14 protein-coding genes are annotated in these 15,135 nt (G+C 57.4%); 2 read left to right on the forward strand and 12 right to left on the reverse strand.

Annotation, left to right across the window (positions count from 1 at the left end; translation table 11 throughout):
* Positions 1-73 precede the first annotated feature (73 nt).
* The 6 genes from AC2FF8_RS07310 to AC2FF8_RS07335 form a co-directional block, all read right to left on the reverse strand.
* Positions 74-1,996, reverse strand: a complete 1,923-nt coding sequence (locus tag AC2FF8_RS07310; protein ID WP_496879308.1) for a DUF3604 domain-containing protein — start codon at positions 1,994-1,996, stop codon at positions 74-76.
* 197 nt (positions 1,997-2,193) lie between these two features.
* On the reverse strand, positions 2,194-3,342 hold the full coding sequence (locus AC2FF8_RS07315) for an energy transducer TonB family protein (RefSeq protein ID WP_496879309.1): 1,149 nt from the start codon (positions 3,340-3,342) through the stop codon (positions 2,194-2,196).
* Positions 3,339-3,716: an ExbD/TolR family protein gene (locus AC2FF8_RS07320; RefSeq protein WP_170345237.1), complete on the reverse strand. Its 378-nt coding sequence runs from the start codon at positions 3,714-3,716 to the stop codon at positions 3,339-3,341. The genes AC2FF8_RS07315 and AC2FF8_RS07320 overlap by 4 nt, the downstream gene beginning before the upstream one ends.
* Before the next feature lie 4 nt (positions 3,717-3,720).
* Positions 3,721-4,053, reverse strand: a complete 333-nt coding sequence (locus AC2FF8_RS07325) for an ExbD/TolR family protein (RefSeq protein ID WP_425079259.1) — start codon at positions 4,051-4,053, stop codon at positions 3,721-3,723.
* Positions 4,054-4,078: 25 nt separating this feature from the next.
* Positions 4,079-4,744, reverse strand: coding sequence for a MotA/TolQ/ExbB proton channel family protein (locus AC2FF8_RS07330; protein WP_170345235.1), 666 nt, complete (start codon positions 4,742-4,744; stop codon positions 4,079-4,081).
* Entirely contained in the window at positions 4,741-5,175 is a 435-nt protein-coding gene (locus tag AC2FF8_RS07335) for a hypothetical protein (RefSeq protein ID WP_170345234.1), read from the reverse strand. Before AC2FF8_RS07335 ends, AC2FF8_RS07330 begins: the two co-directional genes overlap by 4 nt.
* Before the next feature lie 513 nt (positions 5,176-5,688).
* Between AC2FF8_RS07335 and AC2FF8_RS07340 the strand changes: the two genes are divergently transcribed.
* Positions 5,689-6,654 carry a FecR family protein gene (locus AC2FF8_RS07340; RefSeq protein WP_496879310.1) on the forward strand — a complete coding sequence of 322 codons (966 nt, stop codon included), beginning with the start codon at positions 5,689-5,691 and terminating at the stop codon, positions 6,652-6,654.
* A 57-nt stretch (positions 6,655-6,711) separates the two neighbouring features.
* Positions 6,712-8,943, forward strand: coding sequence for a CHASE2 domain-containing protein (locus AC2FF8_RS07345; protein WP_496879311.1), 2,232 nt, complete (start codon positions 6,712-6,714; stop codon positions 8,941-8,943).
* A 59-nt stretch (positions 8,944-9,002) separates the two neighbouring features.
* On the opposite strand, the gene AC2FF8_RS07350 is transcribed toward AC2FF8_RS07345, so the two are convergent.
* The 6 genes from AC2FF8_RS07350 to AC2FF8_RS07375 form a co-directional block, all read right to left on the reverse strand.
* Complete coding sequence (locus tag AC2FF8_RS07350) at positions 9,003-9,998, reverse strand: ABC transporter ATP-binding protein (protein WP_257601083.1); 996 nt, start codon at positions 9,996-9,998, stop codon at positions 9,003-9,005.
* Positions 9,995-11,029, reverse strand: a complete 1,035-nt coding sequence (locus AC2FF8_RS07355; protein ID WP_496879312.1) for a Gfo/Idh/MocA family protein — start codon at positions 11,027-11,029, stop codon at positions 9,995-9,997. Before AC2FF8_RS07355 ends, AC2FF8_RS07350 begins: the two co-directional genes overlap by 4 nt.
* A complete protein-coding gene (locus tag AC2FF8_RS07360; protein WP_170345231.1) occupies positions 11,026-11,865 on the reverse strand; it encodes a carbohydrate ABC transporter permease in 840 nt (279 codons plus the stop codon). The genes AC2FF8_RS07355 and AC2FF8_RS07360 overlap by 4 nt, the downstream gene beginning before the upstream one ends.
* A gap of 10 nt (positions 11,866-11,875) precedes the next feature.
* Positions 11,876-12,790, reverse strand: a complete 915-nt coding sequence (locus AC2FF8_RS07365; protein WP_171640900.1) for a carbohydrate ABC transporter permease — start codon at positions 12,788-12,790, stop codon at positions 11,876-11,878.
* Positions 12,791-12,857: 67 nt separating this feature from the next.
* A complete protein-coding gene (locus AC2FF8_RS07370) occupies positions 12,858-14,108 on the reverse strand; it encodes an ABC transporter substrate-binding protein (RefSeq protein ID WP_496879313.1) in 1,251 nt (416 codons plus the stop codon).
* On the reverse strand, positions 14,105-15,028 hold the full coding sequence (locus tag AC2FF8_RS07375) for an N-acetylmuramic acid 6-phosphate etherase (protein ID WP_496879314.1): 924 nt from the start codon (positions 15,026-15,028) through the stop codon (positions 14,105-14,107). The genes AC2FF8_RS07370 and AC2FF8_RS07375 overlap by 4 nt, the downstream gene beginning before the upstream one ends.
* Positions 15,029-15,135: the final 107 nt, after the last annotated feature.

Raw genomic sequence — 15,135 nt, forward strand, 5'->3', positions numbered from 1 at the left:
GTGTTCCGGAAACGTGGTGAATTCGCCGAGGTGGAAATCACCGCCCCGGCGCTCAATTCGTGGGTCGAGCGGATCACTCTGCCGGGGTGTACCAGATCGGGGACGAATAGGCGCGTTCCTGATGCGTAAGCACTGCATCCTCGGGCAATTCGATACCATACCTCAGCTTGTCGTACAGGATCCAACGCGGCGTTGGGATCTCGATGGCGCGGACGTAGTAAAACGCGCGTGCATTCGGATCGAAATCCGGGTCTGACCATACGGTGACAAGTTCGGCCGTTCCGATTGTGTTGGTCCAGCTGGCGGTGTCCACGTCCACAGTGTTCCCGACCGCAGGGACCTTGCCGTTTTGATCGACCTCACGGTTATCCGACCATGCCACGTCGTAGACCTTTTCCTGCAATTCACCTTCTGGGTCGAGCCATCCCTTTATCACTTGAACGCGGTCCAGATTGGCACCAACCGGGTCGCGCAGAGCGGCGATCAGGAAACTTGGCGCAGCCTCACCCTCGCGCGGGCGCAGGTCCGAACCCATTGGCACCCCTTTGGTATAGCCAACATTGGCCAGAAAACGGGTTTCAACATCGGCGTCACTGAAATCCCATCCGCCAAAGAACCGCAGACCAATCCTTGGCCCGGTCGTTGCATAGGTTTCGCGGCGCTTGAACGCATCAAAGATCGCCGCGCGCGTATTCTCGGTGGCCCAGACCGCCGTGTATCCGGAGGCGACAAGCAAATCGCCGGGAATTTCACCAAGGTCATTTGCGATGAACGGATGCTTGATACGCGAGGCAGAGGGTTCGACGCTGACAGATTTTCCAAAGAAATTGTCTTCTTCGGCGGTGGTCAAAGACGTATGGCTGTCCGTCGCACCCCCCATGCCGAATTTATAGGGGTTCACGCCAAACTTTTCTTCCAGCATCAATCCGCGTTTCAATGCCTCTCGGGCGTATTCTCCGGCCAGCATGTCATCGGTTTTCAACTCGGTAATATCCAGATTGCCGACGTCCCAGTTCTCATAGTCCGCAAATTCGTCATTCGGGCTCAGGAAAGGGTGCGCTTCGCCGTCACCCTTGATCTGCGTGACCTCATAGTGGGGCTCCCATTTCGCGCGGGCAGCGACATATTCCTCGTCAACCTTGCCGCCGTGATACGTGTCTTCGGTTGGGAACATCCACCCATTTGACAGGTTTCCGTTATGGGCAAAGGCAACTGCTCGCCCCCCCGTTTTTTCCTGATATTCTTCAAGCCAGGCGTATAGCGCCTTTGGATCCGTATCACCGTAGGGCGGCTGCGTGACCGGCGGCACCATCTGAAGCGCCCTGATTGGCCCATCGCGCAGCATGACATTGCGGTGCAAGTTGAACCCTTTCGGCACCGAGGTCCATTCAAAGCCGATGAAAGCGGTAAAGGTGCCGGGATCATTGTGCTGCTCGGCCGCCAGAACAATGCTTTCCCAGGTGAAGGCAAAAGCATCGGCACCGGGGCTGTACGACTCCAACAGGACTTCTGGCAGAGTCATTTGCGAAAAATTGGTAATGATGTCGAAAGCTGCTTTACCGGCTTCTTCCCCGCCGGCTTTGTACCCCTCGTACCACTCCAGCCCTTTCGGATCGGAAAGAACGCCCGGCTTGCCGGCCTGCAAATCCGGAGCAAACCCCATCAGGTCCGTGTGATCCGTGAGAACCATCCAATCCAACGGTCGTGACAGTCTTACTGGTTGACCCGTCGAAGAAATGACCTGCTCACCCTTTGCGAATCGCCACGCTTCGTCCGGTAGCAAGGTGTTGCCAAAAGCGCCCGCGTCCAACGAAAGTCCAGTGTGGAGGTGAGTGTCACCCCAAAGCGGACGCTCAGGAAATGTGCGTTGGGCATAAGGGGAATACGGTTGATCAGAAAACAATCCCTCGGCAGCTTCTTCGCTGGGTACGGCGTCGGCGACAGCAGCAGCAGGGACCAATACGAGTGAAATCAAACAAGAAGATATCCGAAACAAAGTGACCTCCCAAATCAGGTATACTCAGAGGTGTCGGCGGTTTCATCGCGCCAACATAATATTCACTTTTTCTTATATCACATTCTTTCGACCAAAGAGTTTTTTTTTATGAAAGCTGCAAACCCGCGCAATCCGGAAACTCGGCGAAAGCCTCTGGGGCGATCGCAAATCGTGTCCTACAGGCAAGACCCGTCGGATCATCTTATCTGATAGTAGAAGGAAAGCTTCCGGCTGACGCCCCCCGGCGGGCGCGGGAAAGGTGCGGCGGTTCGAACCTGTTCCTTAGCTGCGCGCTCTATTTCCGGCGAGCCGGAGCTTTCGACGACATCAACCCAGGCCAACGAACCATCCGGGTCAATCTGAAAAAACACACGCGCATAGCCACGACCGGCAACGTAAACGACCGGCGCCCGGTTCAGATGAACAAGAACCTGACCTGCATAGTTCGTGCTGTCCGAATTTCCCGGCCCCCGCCCGCCTGAACGGGTGCCGCCCCGGTTTTGCCGGAAGGCGTCGACACCCTCTCTTTGATACGTCGTCAGAGGTGATTCAATCGTCTGTTCCGGAAATCTCAGAGCGTCAAAGTTGCTTGACGGATCCAACGCACCCCGCAGGGTGGGTTGTGGACGTCGGTCTGGAAGGCGAGGCCGCAATGACGTGGCTACGGCCTGTTCGGATCCGTCCACGTTTGCATCGGGTACGGTCAGTTCGGTTTCTTCATCCAGGGGTTCCGACGCTTCTTCCGGTATCACAGGTTCAAGTGGCGGCGTGACTTCCGGAACAACCGGAGCCACCTCGACTGGTAACGCCGCAACCTGTTGCTGTTCCTCGGACGCCGGTTCCGCGGCAGAAGAAGGCTCAACCGGAGCAACCGGCTCTTGCTTCGGCAACTCAGGTGTTTCGGCCAACGCTTCGGGCCTTGCAGACGCAGCGCCTTCAGCTTCGGCGGCTTCGCCTTCGTCCTCCAGGTTCCGGTCGACAGGGTCCACGACAACCTCCTCCGGCGCCCTCGGTTGGATAATCGTTGAATCCCCGGTGTCGGGCGTGAACGTCTCTTGCGGGTTCGGCGAGGCAACGCGGGCATCACTTGTCGGAACCTCTGCCTCCTGCGGCTGGGTTGGCGGCTCCACCGGAGGGGTTGGCGGTTCATCCGGCGTGGGCGGTACGGGTTCAATCCTGGTATCGGCCAACTCTTCAAACGCGTTGCTGAGTTCGATTGTGTCGGTACCGGTTTCCCCGGAAGCCGGATCCGACAACTCTGGCACCGTGACAATCAGGCCGATCAAATGCACCAGTACGGAAATCGAAATTGCAATGATTGCAACAAAAACGGACCGCCTGATCATTCGAGGGCCTGTTCGGTCACCAGAAAAACGGTTGGCGCACCCAACCGGCGCAGACTGCTGGTGACTTCCATCAATCGAGAGGCCGACGCATCCCTGTCAGGTACGATCCGCACGGGCCCCGAGTCATGCGCGGCCATGAAAGCTTCGGCCTCGATCGGATTGCCCCGAAAACTCAGCGTTCCGTCCCGATGAAGAACAAGCGCATCCGGCGGCTCGCGGCCTTCAAGATCCGCAGTATTCACCAAATCCAGATCGGGATCCAACCGCGGTGCAATCGTACCCGCAATCAGAAAAAAGATCAGGATCAGAAAGACGACGTTGATCAGCGGAATGGTGGAATCACGATTTCGACCGGGCCGGATATAGCGGATCATTGCCTCACTCTAACACCCTGACCGTCAAACCTTCGCGCCCGCGCAACGGGACAAGCAGGTCCACAAGACGTTGCGCAGTTGTCCCGGGATCAAGGCTTACCAGCACCTGACCGGCTTTGACCTGGTTGAACAATTCCTCAAGCGACAGGGGTTGGCCATTCAGGGCAACACGTGAGGGGCCAAGTTGCACGAAAAGGCGCTCGGGCGGCGTAGCATCAGCATTCCCGCCTGTGGCGGCGCTGCTCAACTCGATCTCGCTGAATCGCGAAAACGTTGAGGACAGCATGAAAAACAGCAAAAGCAGAAAGATCACGTCGATCAGGGGCGTCATCGACATGCGCCGCCGCACAAAAGGCGCAGTGTTACGCATGTTCTGGGGCGACCGGGACCTGTGCGGCCGCCTCTGTGCTTTGGATGGAATGACCGGGAACCAGAACCGTACGCAAAGCCTTGTCTGCAAAAACACGCTCGCGCGCGGTTCGACTTTCAAGCCAGGACAAAACCATCGATGTTGGCATTGCAACAGCCAGACCCACAGCGGTGGTGATCAGGGCCACCCAGATACCGCCGGCCAAAAGTGACGGATCAACCGATGATCCAGCGGTTTGCAAGCTTTGGAAAGCGCTGATCATTCCCAGAACCGTACCGAAAAGACCCAGCAACGGCGCCAGCTGCGCCACGGTGTCCAGCAAGCGAAAACCACGTTCCAGCCCGGCGAGTGCCAGACCCGCTTCGGCATCCAGCCGGTCATCGGCCCCGGGAACACCAGATGCGTTCATCGCCGCGCCCACAATAGGGGCAAGATAGCTGCTGCTGTCCGCCAGCCTGGCGCGTGCCGTACTGTGATCTCCTGCGTCCCAGGCTGCCAGAGCTTCAGACAGCACCCTGTGCCGCCCGACGCCGCAGGCGGCAAATTGCCAGAGCTTGTAGAGAGTGACAGCCAGCGTCAAAACCGACATGGCGATCAATATCGCCACCACCGGCCCGCCGAGTTCAAATATTTCACGTAGTGCGGCTAGAGGATTCATCCCAACAACCCCATTTCCACCCTGCTGCTCAGCGTCAGGGTGCTGTCGCATATGTCACTTTCGGAACCATCCACGACGCAGGAGTTCGCGCCGTTGATCAAGGCTTGCCCAACTGTGTCACATGTTCTGTTGGGAAGGTCGAACTGGCGCACCCGGGGCCGGTCGGCGGGCAAATCGCGAAAATCGAACAGAGAAAGGTTCAACACACCCCCTTCGGTGTCGAAAATGACGGTTTCGAACACGGCGCCGTCGATCGGCTGCCCGGTTTCATTCTTGACCAGAAACGTCAACCTGCACGCGCTGGCAACATCCTCGGCCGAGTTCAGTTCCACGAAGAGCCGGGCAGAGGATTCGGCCTGGGATTGTGCAGACGCTGTGGACAGCAAACAGCCAGAAAACATGGCCGCGACCATAATGCGACGAAACAGCATGAACAGACTCCGTGTTGCAGCGCTGGAACAATCGGGCAGCGACCGTCAGCTTGCCCAACTGCGTTTCTACCCGAGGGACATGTCACATTAAAGAGCCGCGTAGGGTGGCAAAGCAAAACGGCCTTCAGCGCGGATTGATATACGTACGTTCATGGCAAGACATACGTTGCGCAATTGGAATTTCAACTGCGCCCAAGGTTGCACTGCGCATCAGGACAACCAGCAAGTTGATGTCGGTTCAGTTTTGAAAAGTCGCTCTTTTTCCAAACAGATGCTTAACCCGCAGTAAACGTGCGAAACTGCGCCCGATCAAGCCTTCACAGAAGCGCGCCCAAAGCGACTTTTGAACGTCGTTTTCACATAATTCTTGCTAAGAGCGCGAAAAGTAAGCATATTTGTCTACGTTTTTAATGCATATAAAAGATAATAATACGTTTTTTGAGAGGCAAGCGTCGAGCACAGCGCGGTTTCCGCGCGTCAAAACCCATTGGGGGAAGGGGTTCGAGTTTGTCGTTGTTAAAGATTGTAATGGTTCTTTGCGTTGCCGTGGCCATACCGTCGCAGACCATCGCCGACATTGGAAAAATCATCAGCGTCCAACAAGGCGCCCAAGTCGTTCGCGCGGGAAAAGCACAACCTGTTTATTCAGGAATGGAGGTTGCGTCCGGCGACGCGCTCAGCACGGATCGGACCGGCGTAATTCAAATCGTTTTTGTGGATGACACCAAGATTGCCATCGGCCCCAACGCACGCATGGTGCTGGATGTGTCCATGCTGCGAAACAACCGCAAAGCCAAGAGCTTTGCCGTTCAGGCCTTGGGTGGCAGTTTTCGGTTTATTTCCGGGAAAAGCCGAAAGAGAGCTTACTCGATCAGGACTCCGTCGGCGACAATGGCCGTGCGCGGCACCACCTTCGACATGTGGATCGTGTCGGAAAAACAAAGCGCGATGCTTGTCCTGCAAGGTACGGTCCGCATGTGTGGCAGTCAGGGCGCGTGCAGATCCTCGGGACGTCAATGCAGCATGTTCGCAACAAGCGGAGACGGAGGTGTCGGACGGCCTGCCGATCAGGCCCAATACGATCAAGCGCTGAAAAGCGGGTTTCCATTCGTTCAGTCCCAGGACGGGCTGCTGCCCCCTTTGCAGGTACGGGTTGAAGGGTGTTCAGGTGATGGAGCGCCCATACGGCGTGTCGAGGTGGACCGGTCGGAAGCCGGTAGAGCGCCTCCTCAGCAACGCGAAGCGCAGAATACGGTCACTGAACCTTCGCCTTCGGCGAACAATGACCCGGAAAGAGAAGAGCCGGACCATGCAGAACCCGAACGGGAAGAACCAGAGCAGGAGGAGCCCGACAGAGAAGAACCAGAGCAGGAAGAACCTGAACGGGAAGAACCCGAACAAGAGGAACCCGAACGGGAAGAACCGGAACCTGAGGAACCCGAACGGGACGAACCAGAGCGGGAAGAAACTGATCCGTAATTGCTCGGGAATTGCTGCTGAACACGCAGTTCCAGTTCCATTTGTCTGGAGGATGGTGTGAGCGACAAGCTGCGGAAATCCAGGAACGGGCGATGGGCCTTCCGCCTCGTGGGGCTGGGTCTGATCCTTTTGGGTTGCTTCATCCGGGCGTGGGATCCGTACCCCGTTCGAATGACGCGTCTGATCTATTTCGACGTTTTGCAAAGACTGTCTCCGCGGGAGTTCAATCCCGAACTCCCCGTGCGTGTCGTGGATATCGATGAGGCTTCGCTTGCCAGCTTTGGACAATGGCCATGGCCCCGCACTTTGGTTGCGCAGTTGGTTCAAAATCTGGGTGGCCATGGCGCCGCGACGATTGCGTTCGACATGCTGTTTGCCGAACCCGACCGGTATTCGCCATCTCGCCTTCTGAACGATCCATCGCTGGCGGGCGTACTGACTGTGGAACGCCACGCCGAAAAGCTGGACAACGATGTCGTGCTTGGGATGGAAATGGCCAACTGGCCCGTGGTTCTGGGCGTGGCCGCGCGATTGTCAGCTGAAGGGGAACCCGTTACGGCCAAGGCCGGGCTCATTGAATTCGGGGAAAGCCCCGCCGAGGGGCTGATCTCGGTCCCGCATTGGACGCCAATCGCGCCACCGTTGGATCTGGTGGCGGCAGGTGTCGGCGGGGTCAATGTCTCGCCCATCGGTGGGACCGGCATCGTAAGACGTGCGCCGGTTCTATGGAACGGTCCGGACGGTCCGCTGCCAAGCCTTGCAGTTGAAGCCCTCAGAGTCGCCCTGGGTGAGACCAGTATTTTCGTGGAAGGCGCGCCTGACGAGGCTGGCATCATGCTGGCGGTCGAAATCGCCGGATACCGTTTGCCGACAACCGAGAATGGCGAGCTTTGGCTGAAATACCGACGGGACAGCCCCGACCTTTACATTTCAGCCAGGGATGTTCTGGAAGATTCCGAAAACCCCGGGCTGCGATCCGAAATCGAAGGCAGAATAATCCTGATCGGAACCTCCGCTGCCGGTTTGTTCGATATTCATCAGACGGCACTGGGCGAAAGCGTCCCCGGTGTTTCAATTCATGCCCAGATGATCGAACAGATTCTGACCGGTGATATGCTCAGCCGGTCTGACGTGACTGCGGCGCAGGAACTGCTTGCCTTTGCGTTTCTGGGGCTTGTGGTGATTGCCGTCATGTCCAGCTTTGGTGCCATCGCATCCTTCATCGCCGGTGGCATTGCCGCCGCAGCCGTTCTGGCCATCAGCTGGCTGGTTTTTCAGAACCAATCCATCCTGTTCGACGCCACTTTTCCCCTGATTGGAGGCATCGCAAATTTCGGTCTGCTGGCGGGGTATCTTTTCGTATCGACCGAGCGCGAAAAGCGCCAAATTCGAAAAGTCTTTTCGCATTACGTGGCCCCGGAAATCCTTGATGAAATGGAGAATTCGGGTCACCAGCTTCAATTGGGCGGTGAAAGTCAGGAAATCACCGTGATGTTTTCGGATATCCGGGGATTTACCGCTCTGTCCGAGTCCGCGTCGGCAACGGAACTTGTATCCTTGCTGAATGCGCTGTTTTCCAAGCTTGGGGATCAGATCCTGCATGAGCGTGGTACGATCGACAAGTTCATAGGTGACGCCATCATGGCCTTCTGGAACGCACCTTTGCCCGTTGCCGACCATCCATGCCGCGCAGCGCTTGCCGCGCTCAGGATGCGAGGTGCTTTGGCACAATTCAACGCATCCGACATCATGCGGAACCGAAAGCCGATAGCGCTGGCAACCGGAATCGCCACGGGGCAGGCCTGCGTCGGCAACATAGGATCGCAAAAACGGTTCAACTATACGGTTATCGGAGATGTCGTGAATGTTTCGGCTCGGATCGAACAATGCTGTCGAACGGTCGAGTATGACATTGTCGTCTCAGACGGGGTGTATCAAGCCGGTCGAGATGACCTGGCATTTTTGCAGGCCGGCCATGTTGACCTGAAAGGCAAAACCAACCCAGAGCCCGTTTTTGTTCTGGTGGGAGATTCCACTTTGCGGAAGACCGACGCGTTCCAGGAGCTCGTTGCACGGCATGGTGAGTTGATCGCAGCGTTGAGAACCCGAAAACCTCAGGGCGACATCGTGCGCATGTGTCAGCATTGCGAAAAACTTGCCGCAGATATCGAACCGGGATTGCGCCAGTTCTATCGCGCTTTGGCGGGTCGCGCGGCCGATTTCCGCGCGGTCTCGTCATCCGGGCCGGTCATGTTCACCCGAAACACAAGAATAGCCGGTGGTGTTTAGGCGGCACTGCATGGAAAAGTCGGCTGACTTAGGCCCCCAAAGCCCTGCGTCAGTGAGTGTCACGCGAGACGCGCACCCTGGGCGTCGAAGCGATAGACCCTGCCTGGAGAATATCCAAATCGGATGCTCTGACCGGCTTCAACCTGATGCTGCCCGAACAGGCGCGCGGTGATCTGGTGATCCTGCATCATGGCAATTACGTTGGTGTCACCGCCCAAATGTTCGACATGGGTGACGTTTGCGACAACCGGACCGTCGTCAGACAAAAACAGGTCTTCCGGCCGGATTCCCGTTGTAATGTCTGCGCTTTCGCCGATCATGCTGGCGGGAAAGAAATTCATCGACGGCGCCCCAAGGAAACCGGCCACGAACTGGTTGGCGGGATTGTTGTAAAGCTCCATCGGGCTGCCGACCTGTTCCACACGCCCGTCGCGCAGGACGACGATCTTGTCGGCAAGAGTCATTGCCTCGGTCTGGTCGTGGGTCACGTAGATCATCGAAGCGTCAAGCTGCCGGTGCAGGTTCGCGATTTCCAACCGTGTATTCATACGCAGGGCCGCATCGAGATTGGACAGAGGCTCGTCGAACAGGAACAGCTTCGGCTCCCGCACGATGGCACGACCGATGGCGACGCGCTGGCGCTGACCACCGGACAATTCGGAAGGATACCGGTCAAGGTAAGGTTCGAGGTTCAGCATCTTGCTGGCCCTGGCAACACGCTCTTCGATGACCTGCCTGCTCTGGCCTTCCTGTTTCAGCGCCAATGACATGTTCTTGCGCACGTTCAGGTGGGGGTAGAGAGCATAGCTCTGGAACACCATTGCGATACCGCGTTTTGAGGGCGGTGTGAGGTTCATGAGCTCACCGCCGATGCGTACCTCGCCCGACGTCACATCCTCGAGCCCCGCGATGACACGCAGAAGGGTGGATTTACCGCACCCCGAAGGGCCGACGAAGACGACGAATTCGCCCTCGTCAACGTCGATGTTGATATCCCTGAGGACCTCGACGGTGCCGAAGGACTTGTTCACGTTTTGCAGCGTCAGGGCGGTCATGTGCGTGCCTCTTTCAGCGAAATGGGTTGGCCGGTACGGATGCCTTCATCAGCGGCCAGGCAGATGGCCAGCGATTGCACCGCGTCGTTCATGTGGCGGGACAGATCGATATCTTCGGCGATGGCGCGCAGCATATAGGCTTGCTCGGCGTCGCAGAGTTGCTGATGGCCGGGTTCATCGGGCAGGTCGATCGTCTGATCACCTTCGGGGCGGTGAACCAGAAGACCGCCAACCTTAGTGTGACCGTCGATATCGGCCGATGCGCCCTTGTTCCCATCAGTGATCGAGACCGAGCCGTTGGGTGAGATGATATCTTTCACGAAGAACGCGGTTTCGGACATCATCGGGCCCCAGCCGGCTTCGTACCAACCGATCGAGCCGTCTTCGAAGATCACCTGGAACTGGCCGTAGTTATACATGTCTTCGGCAATCTCATCACTCAGGCGCAGGCCCATGCCATGCACGCGGACGGGATCGGAATCGGTGATCTGGCACATCACATCGACGTAATGCACACCGCAATCGACGATAGGGGACGTCGTCTGCATCAAGGCCTTGTGCGTTTCCCATTCGGCCCCGCTGCTTTGCTGGTTCAGGTTCAGACGGAAGACATACGGCCCGCCGAGTTCGCGCGCCTCCGCGATCAGGCGCATCCATGACGGGTGGTGCCGCAGAATATATCCGATCACCAGTTTCCGGCCGGTTTCCACTGCTTTTGCGACCACGCGTCTGGCGTCCGCAACCGTCGTGGCCAGTGGCTTTTCAACAAAGACATGCGCTCCTGCTTCCATTGCGGCGCAGGCGAAGTCTGCGTGGCTGTCGGAATAGGTTGCGACGACGACCAGATCGGGGTTTGTCTCGGCCAGTGCCGCCTGAAAATCCGTATAGGCCGGATAGCCTGACAGGTCGGGATGGTCCACTCGACCAGATCGGTTGACCAGTCCCACGATCCGTGCGTCGGGGTGACGATGATGGGCCAAGGCATGGCTCAGACCCATGTTGCCAAGACCAGCGATCAGAACCCGGGTCATTTGACAGCTCCTGAGGTGATACCGCGGATCAGCTGGCGCGAGAAGATCACGTAGAGCACCAGAACCGGCAGGATCGCCATGCTGAGCGCGGAAAGAACCGCGTTCCAATCGGTCACAAACTGGCCGATGAAGACCTGGCTGCCCAGCGTCAGGGTTTTGGTCTCTTCCGCGGGCGCCAGGATCAGCGGGAACCAGAGATCGTTCCAGATCGGGATCATGTTGAAAACAGCGACGGTCGCCATGGCGGGCCGGACCAGAGGCAGCACCAACCGAAAAAAGATCGTGTATTCCGAAAGCCCATCGATGCGCCCGGCATTCTTCAGGTCATCACTGACCTGGCGCATGAACTCGGACAGGATGAACACGGCCAACGGCAAGCCCTGTGCCGTGTAGACGAAGATCAGGGCCCAAAGCGTGTTCACAAGCCCCGTTGCGACCATCATCTCCAGGATCGCCACTGTGCCGATGCGGATCGGGATCATGATCCCAAGTGCCAGATAGAGCCCCATCAACATGTTGCCCTTGAACCGGTATTCGCTGAGGGCAAAAGCCGCCATGGCACCGAACAGCAGGATAAAGGTCAGTGAAACCACAGTGACGATCAGTGAGTTCTGAAAGTAGAGAAAGAAATCCCCCTGCTTCATCACCGTCTGGTAGCCGATCAGGGAAAAGCTTTCGGCATCAGGCAAGGCAAGCGGTTCGCGAAAGATGGCACGGCGCGTTTTGAAGCTGTTGATGATGATCACGAAAACCGGGAACAGGGCGATCAGAGTGTAAAGGATCAACGCTCCATGCATTGCGGCGGTATTCAGCGGATTCGTGCGCGCTTTGTTCATTGTAGAGCCCTCACAGCTGATACCGGCGCATCCGGGTCTGGATGCCGAAAAGGTAAATGCAAACACCTACAAGGATGATGGCGAACATGGCACCGGCAATGGCGGACCCCATGTACGGATCACCCAATTGCAGTTGGAAGCCGAAGAATGTGCGGTACATGAAAGTGCCCAGGATGTCGGTCGAAAAATCCGGTCCCGCCAGCGCGCCCTGAGAGACATAGATCAGATCGAATGCGTTGAAATTGCCCACGAATGTGAGGATCGAGATGATCCCGATCGAGGGCAGGATCAGCGGCAGTTTTATTTTCCAGAAAGCCGAAGCTCCTGTGATCCCGTCAATCTCGCCGGCTTCAAGAATTTCTTCAGGGATCGACAGCAGGGCCGCATAGATCAGCATCATCGGGATGCCGACGAATTGCCAGACCGAGACAAGCGCCAGAGTCGTCAGCGCGTATTCCTCCTTGCCCAGCCACGGAGCAAACAGGGATTTCAGGCCAACAGCGTCCAGCATCGAGGGCGCAATACCCCAAAGCGGAGACAGGATCAGTTTCCAGGCAAAACCCACAATCACGAAGCTCAGGATCGTCGGAATGAAAATGGCCGACCGGTACAGTGCGGCAAAGCGCAGCCTCGGGTGTGACAGGATCGCGGCCAGGGCGATTCCGATGGGGTTCTGCACCAGCATGTGGATCAGGAAGAACCAGAAGTTGTTGCCCAGCGCATTCCAGAATTGCTCGGACCACAGCGGATCAAAGAACAAGGTTCGGAAATTCTCCAACCCCACATACACACGCGCCTGATCGACTTCGGTGAACAGCGCAAGGCGGAGCGTGTTGAACAAGGGCAGGATCATCACCGCCGTGTAGACCAGCACCGCAGGTGCAAGGAAAACAGCGATGTGCCAGCGTATGCGGCGCGTCTGCATGGGATTCTCCGGGGAAAAGTGCCGGGCGCGGCGCGATGGGCCGCACCCGGAGTGAGTGGTTCAGGTGTTACTGATGCGGTGCGTACCAGTTGGCCAAACCATCTTGCAGTTTCTTGCCCAAAGCCTCGGGGCTTTCGGTGCCCTTGATGGCTGCAACGGATGCACCCCAGGTCTCGTTTTCAAGATTGGGTGTGCCGCGTGACAGGATCTGATAGGTCGAACGGATGGTGCTCTCGCACTCATCCCGCCACCCGACGATTTCCTTGGCAAGGGGATCTTCCAATTCAACCGGAGTGTTGGAAAGAGGGAAGAAACCGGGAACAGCATTGCCGAAGATGCTGGCGAATTCCGGGCTTGCGACCCAGGCCAGGAACGTACGGGCAGCCTCCTGGTTTTCGCTGGCAGCGTTCAAGCCGATGCCGATATCGGTATGGTCCGAGATATAGCAGGTGTCACCGGCATTCTGGACCGGCGGCTTGAAGGCGCCCATCTCAAAATCAGCCTGCGTGTTGAAACCTGCAATCTCCCAGCTGCCCGCCGGGTAAATTGCAGCGCGGCCCAATGTGAACAGGTTCTGGCTGTCGGGATAGGTCTGCGCCTCGTATCCGTCACCCAGATAATCGGCCCATTTCGCCAAAGTGGCAAAGGGCGCGACCCACTGAGGGTCGGTCAGTTTCTGTTCGCCTTTGATCAGAGCCAGGCGGCCTTCTTCACCTTTCCAGTAGTTCGGGCCGATGTTGTTGTAACCCATCGTTGCGGCTTCCCACTGGTCATTGGTGCCCATCGCCATCGGTATATAGGTGCCGTCTTCCTTGATCTTGTCCAACACTTCAAAGAATTCCGCCTCGGTGGTCGGAACCTCCAGACCCAATTCGTTGAACGCATCCTTGTTGTAGATGAAACCGTGGATCACCGATGCCATCGGAACACAAAAGCTGGCCGACCCGTCGTCTGTCTGCCACGCGGATTTGGCAACGTCCGAGAAGTTGTTCATCGCATCCAGATCGGACAGGTCGGTCAGATGGCCCGCTTCGTAAAGCGCCAGAGAAGCATCAAACGGGCGGCAGGTGATCAGATCACCGGCGGATCCGGCTTCCAGCTTCGAGTTCAGAACCGCGTTGTACTCCGCCGGGGCTGAAGGCGAGAAAACAACTTTGATACCTGGATTGGCAGCCTCGAATGCAGGGATGATCTTTTCCTGCCAGAGAGCGAGGTCATCGTTGCGCCAGCTTTCGATTGTCAGCGTAGCATCTTGCGCATAGGCACTTGTGACCAGCGCCGTGCTCATCAGAGCCAGGCTCAGAACTTTGCGTTTCATTTGGTTTCTCCCAGGTTGCTATGTTCGTTTTCTTCATTCAGCCGGTTCATCGCATGACGCAGACGGCCATTCGTTTCAGCCAGTCGCTTTTGTGCATCCTCTGCCGATACGGCACCTGCGGCGACAAGTGCCGCGCATTTCAGGTTCCCATCCGCGGCCCTCAGGGCATCATCGGCACGTTCAGGTGATACGCCGGTTAGCTGGCAAACGATTCCGTTGGCGCGCGCGCGCAATTTGTCATTGTCCGCCCGCAGATTGATCATCATACCGTCCTGAATATGCCCAAGTTCGATGGCCATCAGCGTCGACAACGTATTGAGGGCTATTTTCTGCGCAGTGCCGGCCCCCATCCGGGTGGAGCCCGAGATCAACTCCGGAGGGGTCGCAAGCAGAACGGCATGGTCCGCCAGTTGCAACAATTGCGAGCCCGCGTTGTTTGCAATCCCGATCACGGGCGTCCCCCTGTCGCGCGCCAGTTTTGCGGCGGCAACGGTATATGGCGTGGTGCCGCTGGCCGAGACCGCGATGAGCGTATCGTTGGCAACCATATCCGACACCTCTTGCGCCAGCCCATCAACAGCGTCCTCTACATCCCCCGGCATGTCTGCCGTGGTCGGCATTCCACCTGCCATGTGAATGCGGATCTGCTGCGACGGAATTGAGAACGTTCCGCCAAGCTCCAGCGCGTCCGAGGCCGCCATGAGGCCGGAAGACCCCGCCGCAAGATACCGAAGCGTGCCGCCCGACCGGATCGTTTGGGCCATGGCCGTCGCCCCGCTGCAAATCGGGCCAAGCGCATCAAACACTGCCGTCGCCGCTGATACCTGCGACCGCGCCAGCAGGCCGGCCACCTCTGCCAGCGGACGGGTATCAAGCCCATGCGCATCCTGATGCAATTGTTCTGTCGCCGGCGTAATCAAGTGATTCTCCCCCAAGAACTCTCGATATCATACCTTTTAAATACCATTAGTCTACCATTTATTTTTTCTCATAATTTTGGCTATTATAGCATAATATTCGCCACTTT

The sequence above is a fragment of the Ruegeria sp. YTSA144 genome (genome assembly GCF_059610125.1).